General features: G+C 34.8%; 16 protein-coding genes. 2 read left to right on the top strand and 14 right to left on the bottom strand.

Annotation, left to right across the window (positions count from 1 at the left end; all coding sequences use genetic code 11):
• Window positions 1-4 precede the first annotated feature (4 nt).
• The 6 genes from FP435_RS06975 to FP435_RS07000 form a co-directional block, all read right to left on the bottom strand.
• The gene (locus FP435_RS06975) at window positions 5-1,372 is read right to left on the bottom strand and encodes a UDP-N-acetylmuramoyl-tripeptide--D-alanyl-D-alanine ligase (protein ID WP_265483544.1); all 1,368 of its coding nucleotides are present in this window, start codon (window positions 1,370-1,372) and stop codon (window positions 5-7) included.
• Window positions 1,373-1,540: 168 nt separating this feature from the next.
• Window positions 1,541-1,792, bottom strand: a complete 252-nt coding sequence (locus tag FP435_RS06980) for a type B 50S ribosomal protein L31 (protein WP_265483546.1) — start codon at window positions 1,790-1,792, stop codon at window positions 1,541-1,543.
• 104 nt (window positions 1,793-1,896) lie between these two features.
• Window positions 1,897-3,495, bottom strand: coding sequence for an APC family permease (locus FP435_RS06985; RefSeq protein ID WP_265483547.1), 1,599 nt, complete (start codon window positions 3,493-3,495; stop codon window positions 1,897-1,899).
• Window positions 3,496-3,644: 149 nt separating this feature from the next.
• Complete coding sequence (locus tag FP435_RS06990) at window positions 3,645-3,782, bottom strand: hypothetical protein (protein ID WP_265483549.1); 138 nt, start codon at window positions 3,780-3,782, stop codon at window positions 3,645-3,647.
• A gap of 10 nt (window positions 3,783-3,792) precedes the next feature.
• Entirely contained in the window at window positions 3,793-4,440 is a 648-nt protein-coding gene (locus FP435_RS06995) for an MBL fold metallo-hydrolase (protein ID WP_265483550.1), read from the bottom strand.
• Window positions 4,440-5,090, bottom strand: a complete 651-nt coding sequence (locus FP435_RS07000) for a DsbA family oxidoreductase (RefSeq protein ID WP_265483551.1) — start codon at window positions 5,088-5,090, stop codon at window positions 4,440-4,442. Before FP435_RS07000 ends, FP435_RS06995 begins: the two co-directional genes overlap by 1 nt.
• 124 nt (window positions 5,091-5,214) lie before the next feature.
• On the opposite strand from FP435_RS07000, the gene FP435_RS07005 reads away from it, so the two are divergent.
• On the top strand, window positions 5,215-5,568 hold the full coding sequence (locus FP435_RS07005) for a winged helix-turn-helix transcriptional regulator (RefSeq protein ID WP_265483553.1): 354 nt from the start codon (window positions 5,215-5,217) through the stop codon (window positions 5,566-5,568).
• Between the two features lie 32 nt (window positions 5,569-5,600).
• Here FP435_RS07005 and FP435_RS07010 read toward each other — a convergent pair whose 3' ends face one another.
• The 4 genes from FP435_RS07010 to FP435_RS07025 form a co-directional block, all read right to left on the bottom strand.
• Window positions 5,601-6,869, bottom strand: coding sequence for a UDP-N-acetylglucosamine 1-carboxyvinyltransferase (locus FP435_RS07010; RefSeq protein WP_265483554.1), 1,269 nt, complete (start codon window positions 6,867-6,869; stop codon window positions 5,601-5,603).
• Between the two features lie 132 nt (window positions 6,870-7,001).
• The gene (locus FP435_RS07015) at window positions 7,002-8,621 is read right to left on the bottom strand and encodes a CTP synthase (RefSeq protein WP_265483555.1); all 1,620 of its coding nucleotides are present in this window, start codon (window positions 8,619-8,621) and stop codon (window positions 7,002-7,004) included.
• A gap of 146 nt (window positions 8,622-8,767) precedes the next feature.
• On the bottom strand, window positions 8,768-9,301 hold the full coding sequence (gene rpoE / locus FP435_RS07020; RefSeq protein WP_265483556.1) for a DNA-directed RNA polymerase subunit delta: 534 nt from the start codon (window positions 9,299-9,301) through the stop codon (window positions 8,768-8,770).
• Window positions 9,302-9,339: 38 nt separating this feature from the next.
• Window positions 9,340-9,768, bottom strand: a complete 429-nt coding sequence (locus tag FP435_RS07025; protein ID WP_265483557.1) for a DUF1934 family protein — start codon at window positions 9,766-9,768, stop codon at window positions 9,340-9,342.
• Between the two features lie 96 nt (window positions 9,769-9,864).
• Between FP435_RS07025 and FP435_RS07030 the strand changes: the two genes are divergently transcribed.
• Complete coding sequence (locus tag FP435_RS07030; RefSeq protein ID WP_265483559.1) at window positions 9,865-11,229, top strand: HD domain-containing protein; 1,365 nt, start codon at window positions 9,865-9,867, stop codon at window positions 11,227-11,229.
• Window positions 11,230-11,254: 25 nt separating this feature from the next.
• On the opposite strand, the gene FP435_RS07035 is transcribed toward FP435_RS07030, so the two are convergent.
• The 4 genes from FP435_RS07035 to FP435_RS07050 form a co-directional block, all read right to left on the bottom strand.
• The gene (locus FP435_RS07035) at window positions 11,255-12,232 is read right to left on the bottom strand and encodes a ribose-phosphate diphosphokinase (protein ID WP_265483561.1); all 978 of its coding nucleotides are present in this window, start codon (window positions 12,230-12,232) and stop codon (window positions 11,255-11,257) included.
• 104 nt (window positions 12,233-12,336) lie between these two features.
• The gene (glmU, locus tag FP435_RS07040; RefSeq protein ID WP_265483563.1) at window positions 12,337-13,722 is read right to left on the bottom strand and encodes a bifunctional UDP-N-acetylglucosamine diphosphorylase/glucosamine-1-phosphate N-acetyltransferase GlmU; all 1,386 of its coding nucleotides are present in this window, start codon (window positions 13,720-13,722) and stop codon (window positions 12,337-12,339) included.
• A gap of 48 nt (window positions 13,723-13,770) precedes the next feature.
• Window positions 13,771-14,601 carry a pur operon repressor gene (gene purR / locus FP435_RS07045; protein WP_265483565.1) on the bottom strand — a complete coding sequence of 277 codons (831 nt, stop codon included), beginning with the start codon at window positions 14,599-14,601 and terminating at the stop codon, window positions 13,771-13,773.
• An 85-nt stretch (window positions 14,602-14,686) separates the two neighbouring features.
• Window positions 14,687-14,926 (bottom strand): Veg family protein, encoded by a 240-nt coding sequence (locus tag FP435_RS07050; protein ID WP_265483567.1) that lies wholly within the window; start codon window positions 14,924-14,926, stop codon window positions 14,687-14,689.
• Between the last annotated feature and the right edge of the window lie 52 nt (window positions 14,927-14,978).

Consider the following 14,978-nt stretch of genomic DNA (forward strand, 5'->3'; position numbering starts at 1 on the left):
TTTCCTAAAGGAGATTGTCTAAAACTTTTTCAAGATGCATTCCATGAGAAGCCTTTAATAAAACAATATCATCAGCCTTAATATCTTCTTCTAAGTCCGCATTTAATTTATTCATTTTATCTTGCGCATAATAATGTAAATGATCTTGATCGTATTTTTCTAATAACGCATCGTAGAGATTTTTCATTTCTGGTCCATATAAGTAAAGCTCATTAATTACCTTGGGATCAAAAATTGGGGCAAGTTCAGCATGCAACTGTGAAGATTTAGCTCCTAATTCTAACATATCCCCCAGAACTGCGATTCTTCGGCCATTATTTTCAACTTTAACCTGGCCAAAAGACTTCACTACAGCATTAACAGCGGTCGGATTAGAATTATAGATATCATCCATAATTGCCTCACCCACGTCACCTGTTTTCCACTCCATTCGATTTGCAGTAGGAGTAAAATGAGCCAAGGCTGCTGCTATTTCTTCATCGGTTTCTCCAAAATGTCTTCCTACACTTAAGGCAGCTAAAGCATTAGAAACATTGTGTTTCCCAATCATTGGAATAGTAAATTTTTGCTTAGTATTATTAACTGAAAAAGTTGCTTTTCGCATTTGTGAGTCAAATTCTGTGGCATACACATCATCTGTATCATTAAAGCCAAAAGTTCCTGTCTCTTGTTTAATCTTTTCTGCACGCTGACGTAATAATGGTTCATCCCCATTGTAGATGAACTTTCCATCTTCTTTTAAAAAGTCAGTAATTTCCATTTTTGCATCGGCAATCTTATCACGACTACCAAAGAATTCAATATGGGCTTCACCAATCATTGTAATTACACATACATCAGGGCGGACCAATTCACTTAGATGATGGAGTTGGCCTGGACGATCCATCCCCATTTCCAATACTACAATTTCAGTAGAAGGTTTCATTTCTAAAATTGTAATTGGTACTCCAATTTCATTATTAAAGTTTCCTTGCGTCTTATGAACATTGAAACGTTTTGATAAAACTGCTGAAACCATATCTTTCGTAGTAGTTTTACCATTTGAGCCTGTAATCCCAACAACAGTCGGATTTACCTTAGTAAGATAGTACTTTGCAAGTTTTTGTAATGCTTTTAATGGATCTTCAACCTCAATTACAGGAAAATTTTCTGGCTTTCCAGGGTGACCTTTTTTCCACAAGGTCGCTGCTGCACCATTTTCAATTGCACTTTCAATAAACTCATGGCCATCTCTACTTCCTTGTAAAGGGACAAATAAAGAATCAGCAGCTGCTTTTCGCGAATCGAATTCAACGGATGTAATAACTGTTTCTTCTCCATTATTTAATTCACTATCTAAAGCCTTAGCTATTTCTGCTAGTTGCATTTTCATAATTCGATTACTCCTACTAAAAATTGCATATAGCTTAATTATACTTTACCATTTACTTAATTGGCAAAATCTCTATGTGCACCTTTTAGAATTATACCACGTTACGTTGTGATTAAAAACGAAAGAGCGATTCCAAAAGGAACCGCTCTTTTACTAATATTGAAAATATTAGTCTTTCTTTGCCATACCGTATTTCTTGTTGAATTTTTCGATACGTCCATCTGCTTGAGCAAACTTTTGCTTACCAGTGTAGAATGGGTGTGAAGCTGAAGAAACTTCAACACGTACTAATGGGTAAGTCTTACCTTCAAATTCAATAGTTTCAGTTGGCTTTAAAGTTGAACCTGCTAAAAACTTAGCACCAGTTGCTGAATCCATAAATACTACTTCTTGGTAGTCTGGATGAATACCTTGTTTCATAATTTAATACTCCTTTGCCATGATCATCTTTTCAGATCATAGATTATAATTTGACTAGATAAGTGTAGCATGTTTACCACTATACTTCAAGTCCGTGAAGATTACTATTTATCTTTAACCCTCTTATTTATTTCAATAGCAATTGGCTCAATCTTTTCTAAGTGGGATTTAATTCCCCAAAGATAAAATAGATATGAAGCAATTATAATTACTACAAAGTCCCATGGATACTTAATCCAGTTTTGACCACCAAAACCTACACTTCCCATGTAAGACATTAATGAAATAAATACTAAATATCCTAATAGCCACCAGAATCCTTTTAGTTGCTTTTTCAAAGAAGAATGTTGGTAACGAACTTCATAATATAAATAGATTGGTAAGCCTAAAGCAATTACTAAAATAACCTGAATAGTTGTTGGCCACATTGTCCAATAAATTGCTAAACTGGCTAAAATAAATGCCAATGGGGCAACCCACTTCATCCAATTTGGTTTAAAAGGCCGATCTAAATCTGGAGCTAATTTTCTCAAAGAGATCACAGTTACTGGTCCTGTTAAATAGGCAATTAAAGTTGCTGCAGTAATAACTGTCGCAAGTAAGTTCCAATTTCTAAAAACACTTACTAAAATCATCGCTAAAATAAAATCAACTACCATTGCAAAGCGAGGAACCATGTACCGACGATCTAATCTTCCTAACCATTTAGGTAAATGCTTTGTATGAGTCATCGCAGCAATAGCACGTGAAGCTGTAGCTACAAATGCTACCCCAGTTCCAAATGGTGATACAAAAGCATCCAAATAAAGTAAGATTACTAACCAATTAATTCCTAAAAGCATTGCAATATCTGCAAATGGAGAGGTAAAATTAATTCCCTTCCAACCAGTTTTAGCAACTAAACTTGGGTCAATTGCACCAATAAAAGTTACTTGCAGCAAAATATAAATTGCTGCTGTTACCAGCATTGAAATCAATACACCACGAACAATATTTTTTCTTGGATTTTTTAACTCTCCACCAACGTTAATCACAGTTTGAAAGGCATCATAAGACATAATAATCCCTGAAACAGAAGTGGCCTCAAAAATTGCGCGACTTCCATAAGGCATAAACGTATGAACACTATGGCCAAAGTTTTCTGCATGAAAACCACTAAAGATCAACACTAAAATTGTTAAAGTTGGTAATAATACCTTAAAGATAGAAATCAAATTTGTAAATCTCGTCATTAATTTTACTGACCAAAAATTAATTAACGTAAAAATAAACATAAACAGAAATACAACCCATAAACCTGTCACCGTAATTGTACCGTTGTTCATAAAATTCTTTGTCCAATTTGCCCAACTCCAGGGCCATGAACTCATGTATTGAACTGCCGCAACGGCTTCCATGGGGACTAAAGTTATCAAGGAAATCCAATTTGCCCAGGCTGCAATAAATCCTAAAAGTGGACCATGACTGTATTGAGCATATTTACTCATTCCACCACTTTCAGGAAACATTGCTCCCAACTCAATATAGGTCAAAGCAATAATAATAATTACTGCTCCACCCAATATCCACGAAATAATGGCTGCAGGTCCCGCAATCTTAGCGGCTGAGCCTGCTCCAAAAAGCCAGCCTGAACCAATTAAAGAATTCAAAGCTAGCATTACTGCTGAAAATAAACTCATTTTATGTAGCTTATTTTTATTCATAAAATCTCTCCCACCTATGTAATATTAGTGTGGATGACAGGTTTACAATTTTATATTTTATCAAAAGAAATATTAATTTAAAATGATAATCTAAAAAATATTTTTAATAAATTAAAAATAAAAAAGGAAGTTCTTCCATCGAACTTCCTTTACTTAGCTTCTTTTGCCTTCTTTGCCCAATCAAAATGGTCGGCTAAACTACAACCATCTGGGCCACAAACCATACCTTCTTGAATTTTCAAATCTTCAAAAGTATTTTTATTAAGATTCTTATTTTCTGTACTCATTTTTCCACCTCTATCTTCTAATTCCATAATCCTGGGCTAAAAGGGCCTTTACACCTTCAACATTCATCGGAGCTGTATGGCCATTCAAAAGTTCTGTCTTCTCAGGGAGAGTCGCAATCTTTTGCGATATTGAATCTAAAATTTGACTCTGATCTCCTCCTGGGAATTCAGTTAATCCGATGTCACCGTTATAAAGCATATCCCCTACTAGAGCAAAGTCATATTTTTTTGAATAAAAAATTTGAGAATCTGGAGTATGACCTGGAGTAGCAATTGCTTCTAATTCAAAAGAACCATCATTACTTTTTATCAAAGTATGATCCTTAACTAATTTTACCTTTTTTGGCCAAACTACATGTTGTCCATAACGAGCTGCCAAATTTAATTGATCATTTTTCATGAAATAGGGAGCATTTTCATTTACAATGCATTCTACGCCCAAAGTATCAGCCACTTTAGCAGCCTGATAAGAATGATCAAAATGTCCATGGGTAAGGAGTACTTTATCAATCTTCCAACCTTTTTCAGCAATTTTTTGTAGTAATTTTTCTCCTTCTGCACCTGGATCAATTAAAAAGCCATGTTTTGTTTTTTCATCAATGAAAAAGTAGGCAGCTGTCTGAAAAATATTTACAACCGGTTGAATAAATAACTGCATTATTTTGTCTTTTCCTTTTCTAAGCCTTCCTTGATTGCCTTTTCAAAGACCTCACGTGGTTGAGCTCCCATGTAGCCTTTGCCATCAATGACAAAAAATGGTACTGCATGTACTCCATTTTGTTGGACAAACATTTCATCTGCTACGACCTTATCATGATAGTCAGTTGAATCAAGTAATTTCTTTGCAGCAGCTACATCAACTCCAGCTTCTTGAGCTGCTTTAAGTAAGACAGCATGATCTGCTAATTTTACATTTTCACTAAAGTAAGCTTTAAATAAGAGCTCAGATAACTTATCTACAACTTCACCTTCATAATTATCTTTTACCCATTGAGTAAGTCGATGAGCATCCATTGTATTTGTATTCAAAGTTGAAGAATATTTAAAGTCTAACCCTTCTGCACGTCCCATTTGAGAAATTTGTTCAATTCTTTGAGCAGCTTCTTGCTTACTTAATCCGTATTTAGCTGCAAAACGGTCCAAAGTAGTTTCAGTTACATCTTTTGGTGCATCTGGATATAATTGAAATGCATGACGATCAAAATGTACTTGATCACTTACTCCCATGTCATTAAGTAAATTCTCAATTCTTGCTTCTGCAATATAGCAAAAAGGACAAGCATAATCTGACCATACAGTAATTTCCATCTTTTTTCTCCTTTACTTACAAATAGTTAGTTGTTTTTGATATTTATTATTATAGTTGTTAAACTAACTTTAACAAGTACGCACTTTTTAAACACCTAGTATCTAAAAGGATAGTGATTGATAAATGAACGAACACTCAAAAAAGGAAATTAATAATTTTCAAATTCAAGAAATGGAACCTTTTAACAAAGCATTAGATTTAATTTCTGGAAAGTGGAAAATGAATATTTTATACGCTCTTTCTACTTTAGGAACTCTGCGCTATGGAGAAATACAAAGACTGTTAGGAAATGTTACCCATCGTGTCTTAGCCAATAAATTAAAAGAACTTGAAGAAAAAGGCTTAATTTCGAGAACTGTCTATCCAGAAATTCCTCCTAAAGTTGAATATACCATTACTAAAAAAGGAAAAAGTCTATTACCGATTCTTAAACAAATTTGCGATTGGGGTAAAGCAAATGAAACTTCTGAAATATAGAAAAAAAGAGATTTGAAATTTCAAATCTCTTTTTAATCTACATCGCGGATTTCAACATCTCCGCCTAAACTTCTAATTTTTTCTTCAACACGGTCATAACCACGTAAAATATTACCCGCATTTGAAATTATGGTTTCACCATTTGCCATTAAACCAGCGATCATTAAAGACGCACCTGCACGAATTTCCCCAGCGTTTACATGGGCCCCATGCATTTTCTTAGTTGGGTGAATTAAAATAATGTTATCTTGTACCTGAATTGCTCCACCCATTTTTTGTAATTCGGGAATATGACCAACTCGTTTCGGATAAATATTATCTATAATTACACCTTCGCCCTTTTTAGCTGTTAGTAATAATGGAGTAATTGGTTGTTGTAAATCTGTCGCAAATCCTGGATAAGGATCTGTTCTTACTTGAATCATCTTTAAATCACCAGCTGGATAGACATAAAGTGAATCTTCTTGTACTTCAGTTACAACACCCATCTCTTCAACTTTAGCTAAAAAGCTATCTAAATGTTCTTCAATAATATTGTGAATCTTAATTCCATCACCAATACAAGCAGCTAAAGAAATATAAGTGCCTGCTTCAATTCGATCAGGAATAATTGTATGTGGAACTTGTGCCTCTAAATGATCAACGCCTTCGATTCTTATAGTTTCAGTTCCTGCACCACGAATCACAGCTCCCATGTTATTCAAGAAAGTTGCGAGATCAATAATTTCAGGTTCTTTAGCTACATTATCAATTATTGTTTGTCCCTTCGCAGTTACTGCAGCCATGATAATATTCATAGTTGCACCAACTGATGGCATCGCAAGATGAATATCAGCACCGTGCAAGCCTTGTTCTGGAGCAGTAATAATCACTTGGTCATTTTCATTCTTGACAGTTGCACCAAGTGCTTCGAAACCTTTAATATGTTGATCAATAGGACGTGGACCGATATCGTCTCCTCCAGGAAAACCTACAACTGCTTTCCCAAAACGACCTAATAAAGCTCCCATAAAATAATATGAGGCTCTTAATGACTTGATTTTACCTGCTGGAAGTGGACGCCGTTCAATCTTTTCAGGATTAATCGTCAAAGTAGTACCGTCAAGTTCAGAAACTACATCCATTTCACTTAAAAGATCCATCAAGTTGTCTACATCCGCAATTCTTGGCACACCTTCAAGTGTCACCGGAGTACGTGATAATATGGACGCAGGAATTAGTGCTACAGTAGAGTTCTTAGCTCCACCAATCCATACGTCGCCCTTTAAGGGCTTTCCACCATGAATAATCATTTGTTTCATTGGGGAAACAATCCTCTTCATCTAATAATAATTAAATACCTAATGTATCAATTTATATCATATAAAAAAATATGGGAAAAAACAAGCGAATAACAGAATGCTTACTTTTCTGTTATCTAAATTTAACTTATATTAAAAATTTTTAGCAGGTAAATCACTTGCAGCACCAATAAAGGCTTTAAAGAGTCCTTCTGGACGTTGTGGACGACTCAAAAATTCTGGGTGATATTGAGCAGCCACAAAGAATTTATTTTTAGGATTTTCAATAATTTCAACTAAGCGATTATCTGGTGACACCCCAGAAAATACCATTCCTGCATCTTCAAATTGCTTACGGTATTTATTATTGAATTCGAAACGGTGACGGTGACGTTCTTGAATTACATCTTGATCATCATAAGCAGCTTTAGTCTTAGTTCCTTCTTTTAAGGCAGCAGGGTAAAGACCTAGACGTAAAGTTCCACCAATTTCTTCAATATCACGCTTATCAGCCATAATATCGATAATATTATTCTTAGCATCTGGCTTAGCTTCTGCAGAATGTGCATCTTCTAAATTTAAAACATTTCTTGCAAATTCTACGCTAGCCATTTGCATCCCTAAACAAATTCCTAAGAATGGAATATCATTTTCACGTGCATATTTAATTGAAGTAATCATTCCTTCAAGTCCGCGAGTTCCAAAACCTCCTGGTACAATTAAACCATCAGAGTCTTTCATAATCTCAGCAATATTATCTTCAGTAATATCCTCAGCTTGAACCTTATTTACTTCAATCTTTGTGTCATACAAGTAACCCGCATGTTGAAGCGCATCAGTAACTGAAATATATGCATCTTCTAATTCTACATATTTACCCACTAAAGTAATCTTAGTAGTGTGACTTAAATTCTTAGCACGTTCATCAAGTTTCTTCCAAGCTTCCATATCAGCTTCAGGTTTTGGACTATCGATCTTCAAGAAATCAACCACTTTTTGATCCATTCCTTGTTCTTGAAAGGCAAGGGGTAAATCGAAAAGTGAAGGTGCATCAATTGATTCAATAATTCTTTCTACTGGTACATCAGTAAAAGTAGAAATCTTATTCTTTAATTCTTGTGGTACACTTTCTTCTGCGCGCAATACTAACATATTTGGTTGAATACCAATACTTCTAAGTTCTGCAACTGAGTGTTGGGTAGGTTTTGTCTTCATTTCTTGAGCTGCATGAAGATATGGAACTAAAGTACAGTGAATATACATTACATTATCTTCTCCAACTTCACGACGCATTTGACGAATTGATTCCATAAATGGTGTAGATTCAATATCCCCAACAGTACCACCAATTTCAGAAATAATGACATCAGAATCAGTTGTCATCGCAGCACGCATAATCTTCTTCTTGATCATGTCAGTAATGTGTGGAATAACTTGGACAGTTGCACCTTGGTAGTCTCCACGACGTTCTTTTTCTAATACTTCTTTGTAAATTTTACCAGTAGTTACATTAGAGTATTTTCCTGTACGAACATCGACAATTCTTTCATAGTGTCCCAAATCAAGGTCAGCTTCAGTACCATCATCAGTTACAAATACTTCTCCGTGTTGGTAAGGATTCATAGTACCTGGATCAATATTAATATATGGATCAAATTTTTGCATCGTTACTTTTAATCCACGATTCTTTAATAAACGACCTAAACTAGATGCTGTAATTCCTTTTCCTAAGGATGAAACTACCCCACCAGTTACAAAAATATATTTAGTCATGCTGCTTCCTTTCATCTTTAAAAATTATCAAATTAAAATCATTATTCTAGAAAAAACAAAAAAAGCTCCCTCAAGCTGGGAGCTATAATTGCACTTAAAGTGCCCATACAAAATATTAAAGGGAAAATACCTTTTCGTCAAGCACTTTATTCATCTTCATCGTCATCATCTGGATGTAATTCTGAAAGCTGACCTTCGATTCCATCATCTAATTCATTATCAGTTGCATCATCAAGATCATCATCTGAGTACTCATCTTCGTCATCATCTTCGATTTCTAAATCTTCATCTTCTGGATCATCAGAATCATAATCAATGATATCGTCATCATCACTATCCCCGATGAAGGCATTAACTTTCTTATGGCGTTTTTTACGTGGCACATCTTCTTCATCTTCTGGGTGATTTACTTCTTCATCAACTGATTCATATGGATACCATGATCTTAATGCCCAAATATTATCTCCAAGAGAGATAAATTCACCGTCAGTGTTCAAATCAGTATAAAATTGTGGTAACCGTTCACGGATTTCTTCGTCACTTTTACCTAAAAATTTTTGAATGGCATTCACAATATCTGCAAAAGCCATCCGTTTACCATTGTCTTGTAAAATTGCACGGGCAACTTCAATCATTGATAATTCATCTTTATTTTGATCTTCAAACTCGCTTAAACCCACTAATGGCACGTCCTTTCAGTTATAAGTTTACTTTAAATTTAATTTTGCGGATAAAATTCCATTGTAATTGCATAACTACCTATTAAGTATAGACCAGAAAAGAGCTTATATTCAACTTTTAGTTGCATATTCTCACCCATTTTCCCAGAAAATTCTAGTTTTTGAGTTTCACTAGTTAAATCCATTATTTTACTAGCTGCGATAATACGACAATTCTTCTTTTCACCTGGAACAAATTTCATCATGTTATAGTTATTTTCCTGGATTTTCCCTCTTTGCATGATTAATTCATCTGGTTTAATTAACAATTTAACCTCAACATTACCTTCAGGGTTTTCTTCATCATATTTCACGCGCCAGGTATTATCACCCGCTTGTTCAAGAGTTCCAATGCCATATTTTGAAAAAGTTTCCGTTTGATCTTCTTGAGTAATAGTACTAGTAATTTTAACTTTTACGTCTTCCATCCTTTTCATCCCTTCTAAATTAGCACTTCTACCACAATCCTGTTATAATCAATTTTAGCAAATATACAAAGAATTTTAACTTATAAATTATTATCAATGAAAACAACACATATTAATCAACTAAAACAAGAAAAAGTTATTCGTGATCCTGTTCATGGGTACATTCACATTCAAAATCAAGTTATTTTAGATATTATTAGCGCCAAAGAATTTCAACGTTTGCGCCGTATTAAACAACTAGGCCCCATTTCCTATGTTTTTCCAGGAGCAACTCATACACGTTTTGAACATAATTTAGGAGTTTATGAGCTTACAAGAAGAATTACCAAAATTTTTGAAGATAAATATCCTTCTAAAACTCCAGATGACGGACTTTGGAACTCTGAAGAAAGTTTACTTGCTCAAGTAGCAGGACTTCTTCATGATATTGGTCACGGACCATACTCTCATACTTTTGAGCATCTGTTTAATACTGACCATGAAAAAATGGGTCAGCGAATAATTTTAGACAAAAACACTGAAATTCATCAAGCACTTTTGCAGGTAGGAGATGACTTTCCCAAAAAAGTTGCTAGTGTTATTGCCAAAACTTATCCTAATCCCCAAGTAGTCAAACTTATTTCCAGTCAAGCAGATGCCGATCGAATGGACTACCTGCTTCGGGATGCCTACTTTACTGGTGCCTCATATGGAGATTTTGATTTAACTCGCCTTTTAGAAGCAATCCGTCCCTATAAGAATGGAATTTCTTTTACTACTAAAGGAATTCATGCAGTTGAAGACTATGTTGTCAGTCGCTACCAAATGTATCAACAAGTCTACTTTCACCGCTTTGGTCGCTCTATGGAAGTTATCTTACACCGTCTACTTCAAAGAGCTCAACACCTTTACAAAAAAGGTCAACTACAAGTAACTCCTCAATTAGCTACTTTTTTAAAGGGAGATACTACTAACTTAGAAGCCTACTTGCAGTTAGATGATGGAGTGATGGAAACCAACTTTTTAATGTGGGTTAATGCACCTGATCAAATTTTATCAGATTTAGCCAAAAGTTATTTATATCGCCACCCACTAGAAAGTGCCAAAATTTCTGAAGACACTAAAAACTTAATTCCAAAACTCAACAAGTTAATTGAACAAGCCGGATTTAATCCAAAGTACTATACAGCTCTAAATTCTGCATTCGATGAACCGTATGATGCCTATAAACCGACCGGTAAAAATGCTCATAGTCCTATTGAAATCATGCAAGAAGATGGCACTCTAGTTGAATTATCTAAATTAAGTCCACTCGTTAAATCATTAGATGGAACCTTGCAAGGGGATGAAAGATTTTTCTTTCCCAAGGCTATGGTGGAAGAACACTCAGAAGTACAAATCTTTGAGCCTATTTATCAAGAATTTCAAAAATACATTAAAAATCAGACAATTCATTATTTGCGTAAACCACGCAAAAAATAAAACGTTGAGCCTAAAACTCAACGTTTTATTTATAATTATTAGCTACAAAGCGAGTATCAAATAATGGACTCACTGGTTTATGTTCTTGAATTAATTTAATAGCTGCTCCCATTAATGGGCCTACTGAAACTAACTCAGCCTTTGATAATTCTTTTTCTTCAGGTTGATTAATTGAATCAGTTAAAATTAACTTTTTAATTGGGGATGCATTTAAGCGATCGATAGCTGGTCCTGATAAAACAGCATGAGTAGCTGAAGCATAAACTTCAGTTGCACCAGCATCAATTAAAGCTTGTGATGCCAAAGTAATAGTTCCAGCAGTATCAATCATATCATCGATGATTATGGCACGTTTTCCTTTAACATCACCAATAATATTCATAACTTCTGCTACATTTGCCTTTGGACGGCGCTTATCTACAATAGCAATCGGAGCCTTTAAAAATTCTGCCAACTTTCTTGCGCGAGTAACCCCACCATGATCAGGCGAAACTACAACAGCATCTTTTTCAAGACCATGACTTAAGAAGTAGTCCGCAAGTAATGGTGCACCCATTAAGTTATCAACTGGAATATCAAAGAATCCTTGAATTTGTGGAGCGTGCAAATCAAGTGATAGAACACGATCTGCACCTGCAGTTTGAATCATATCAGCTACTAACTTGGCAGTAATTGGTTCTCTTGCACGTGTTTTACGGTCCTGACGTGCATATCCATAGTAAGGAATTACAATGTTAACAGTACGTGCTGATGCACGACGAAGGGCATCAATCATAATTAATAATTCCATTAAATTATCGTTTACTGGATCACTAGTTGACTGGACTAAGTAAACGTCTTTACCACGCACAGATTCATCGATGTTAATCTCAATTTCTCCATCACTAAACCGTTTAACGTCAGACTTGCCTAACTCTACTCCAACACTTTTAGCAATCTTTTCTGCTAACGGTTTATTAGAGTTAAGAGCAAAAATTTTAATTTCTTTGTCTAATTTAGACATAATTTCCTCCACAACAATAGCTATGATGTTTCTCTACTTAATCATAGCAAAAAAAGCGAGTTTGCGCTCGCTTTTTTAATATTTAATATTTACTTTCTAAAAAATTATTTCCATTCCTTATCTTGAGAAAGAGGAAGCTTATGCCAATAATCTTTTTTATTGGTTTGTCTACCGCGTGCAATTGCCATATCATATTTCTCAACATCTTTAGTAATCGTTGAATCAGCCGCAATAAATGCATGGTCAGCAATATTTACTGGTGCAATTATTGTTGAACCTGCACCAATAAATGAATGATCACCAACATTAGTATGGAATTTCTTCACCCCATCATAATTTGAAAAAATAGTTCCACATCCAATGTTAATATCTTTTCCTAAAGTGGCATCCCCTACATAAGTCAAATGTCCTACTTTAGTGTTTTCACCAATTTCAGCGTTCTTAACTTCTACAAAATTACCAATATGTGCACCTTGGCGAATTACTGCTTTTGGACGTAAGTGTGAATTTGGACCAATATCAGTATTATCATCCATTTCTGCCTCTTCAATTGTTGAAGAAGTAACCGTTACGCCATTACCAATTTTAGAATCTACAATTCTTGAACCTGATGTAATATGACTCTCAGATCCAATTTCAGTATTACCCTTAATAACAACATTACCTTCAATTAACGTATCATTTCCAATTTTGACATCACTATCAATATAAGCTGTTTCTGGATCAACAAAAGTAACGCCGTTACGCATATGTTTTTCATTAATTCGCTTACGCATTAATTTAGTTGCTTGTGCCAATGCAACTCGATCATTAACACCTAAACTTTCAGAAAAGTCTGGCATTTGGTAGGCCCCCACCTTTTTACCAGCCTTACGCATAATTTCTAACACATCCGTTAAATAATACTCACCTTGGGCATTATTATTGCCTACTTGCTTTAAAGCTTCGAGCAATTCTTTATTATTAAAAGCAAAAACACCTGTATTAATTTCATCAACAGCTAATTCTGCTTCGTTACCATCTTTTTGTTCAACAATTCGCAATACGTTTCCTGCTTCATCACGAATAATTCTTCCATAACCGTATGGATTAGGGGCCTTAGCAGTTAAAACTGTCGCACTATTACCACTAGTTTCATGCTCTTTAAATAAATTATTAAAAGTTTCACTAGTAAAAAGTGGGGTATCCCCAGTAGCAACCAATGTTACTCCCTCTAAATCTTTTAATAATTCACTAGCTGCCATTACAGCATCGCCAGTTCCCAATTGTTCTTTTTGAAAAGCAAATTCAGAACGATCTTTTAAAACGTCTTTAACTTTAGCAGCTCCAGTTCCTACAACTGTAATAATCTTATTAGGATTTGTTCCTTCAGCAGCTGTTACAACATGTTCTACCATACTTTTACCAGCTACTTTATGTAAAACCTTATAAAGCTTCGACTTCATACGAGTACCCTTACCCGCAGCTAAAATAACTACATACTTATTCATTGTTAAATCCCTTCATTAACTTAACTGCTACAAGTATACCATTTTTTATTAAAAGCGATTAAAATTCGTTTGTTTTAAAATATTTCCTGGTTCTGCCTCAATCACTTTATGTACTCGATTGACACTAGTAATTTTAATTAATGATTGGTAATCATCAACAACTTTCTGGGATGCATATTGTGTCTCACACAAAACTGCCATTCCCCCAACATGACAGCCAAACTCATTAACTAATTCTTCCATTCCAGTTAATGTGCCTCCACCTTTCATAAAGTCATCGACAATTAAGACATTAGAACCGGCTGGAAGACTCCTTTTAGCAAGCTCCATTTTTTCAACACGTTCACTTGATGAGGCAACATAATTAACAGAAATAGTTGCTCCTTCTGTAATTTTAGGACGGTGACGCACAATAACAAAAGGCACATTTAAGTAACGACTAACCGCTTGTGCTAAAGCAATTCCCTTTGTTTCAACCGTCATCACATAGTCAATTTTGCTATAGGCATAAGTAGTAGCTATTAATTGTCCAATTTTGGCTAATTGCTCGGGAGAACCTAAAATATCTGAAAGATAAACAAAATTTCCCGGTAATATTCTATCAGGATCTTGAATTTTGGCTGCCAATTTATTTAAATATTCCCTTGCTTCTTCTTCACCCATAAAAGGAATATATTTAACTCCTCCAGCTGCTCCTGGAATAGTTTCCAAAATTCCATTTTTTTGCTGCGCCAAAGTTTTCTTAAAAATTGATAAGTCTTCTGAAATAGATGATTTTGCGGCTCCGTATCGTTTAGCAAAAAAAGGAAGTGGGATCAAAGTATGAGGTCTCGCAATCAGATATTTCACCATATCTACTAATCGCTCTGAACGTTTCATAATTACTCCTTTCTTAATATAAGAAAATCACTAATGTTTAAATCTAAAACATTAGTGATTGTTCGTATTAATATTAATTTTATAATTAGAACTCACTAAATTCAAGTTCTATATTCTTAGTTAATACATCAGTATAACTGTATGAAACACGTTCGAATTTGTTTTGATTTTGATCTAGATCTACTACAAATATAGCGCGATATGTTTCTTTAAGTGTCCCTTTTCTGCGCGTTACTTTCTTGCGTCCTGCTTGTGCAACTACAATAAGACTTTCTCCAATATGAGCGTCTAACTTTTCTTTAATAGCCATCAATGTCATTGGCACTCGACGTCACTCCTTTGCATAGGTTCGATTATACCAAAAAAAGTAAAAAACA

The organism is Lactobacillus sp. PV037, from assembly GCF_014522345.1.
Lineage (GTDB): Bacteria > Bacillota > Bacilli > Lactobacillales > Lactobacillaceae > Lactobacillus.

Bases quoted from the DNA above. Each gene is read 5' to 3' on its own strand.
- FP435_RS06975 (WP_265483544.1), bottom strand. From the start codon at position 1,372: ATGAAAATGCAACTAGCAGAAATAGCTAAGGCTTTAGATAGTGAATTA.
- FP435_RS06980 (WP_265483546.1), bottom strand. From the start codon at position 1,792: ATGAAACAAGGTATTCATCCAGACTACCAAGAAGTAGTATTTATGGAT.
- FP435_RS06985 (WP_265483547.1), bottom strand. From the start codon at position 3,495: ATGAATAAAAATAAGCTACATAAAATGAGTTTATTTTCAGCAGTAATG.
- FP435_RS06990 (WP_265483549.1), bottom strand. From the start codon at position 3,782: ATGAGTACAGAAAATAAGAATCTTAATAAAAATACTTTTGAAGATTTG.
- FP435_RS06995 (WP_265483550.1), bottom strand. From the start codon at position 4,440: ATGCAGTTATTTATTCAACCGGTTGTAAATATTTTTCAGACAGCTGCC.
- FP435_RS07000 (WP_265483551.1), bottom strand. From the start codon at position 5,090: ATGGAAATTACTGTATGGTCAGATTATGCTTGTCCTTTTTGCTATATT.
- FP435_RS07005 (WP_265483553.1), top strand. From the start codon at position 5,215: ATGAACGAACACTCAAAAAAGGAAATTAATAATTTTCAAATTCAAGAA.
- FP435_RS07010 (WP_265483554.1), bottom strand. From the start codon at position 6,869: ATGAAACAAATGATTATTCATGGTGGAAAGCCCTTAAAGGGCGACGTA.
- FP435_RS07015 (WP_265483555.1), bottom strand. From the start codon at position 8,621: ATGACTAAATATATTTTTGTAACTGGTGGGGTAGTTTCATCCTTAGGA.
- FP435_RS07025 (WP_265483557.1), bottom strand. From the start codon at position 9,768: ATGGAAGACGTAAAAGTTAAAATTACTAGTACTATTACTCAAGAAGAT.
- FP435_RS07030 (WP_265483559.1), top strand. From the start codon at position 9,865: ATGAAAACAACACATATTAATCAACTAAAACAAGAAAAAGTTATTCGT.
- FP435_RS07035 (WP_265483561.1), bottom strand. From the start codon at position 12,232: ATGTCTAAATTAGACAAAGAAATTAAAATTTTTGCTCTTAACTCTAAT.
- glmU (WP_265483563.1), bottom strand. From the start codon at position 13,722: ATGAATAAGTATGTAGTTATTTTAGCTGCGGGTAAGGGTACTCGTATG.
- purR (WP_265483565.1), bottom strand. From the start codon at position 14,601: ATGAAACGTTCAGAGCGATTAGTAGATATGGTGAAATATCTGATTGCG.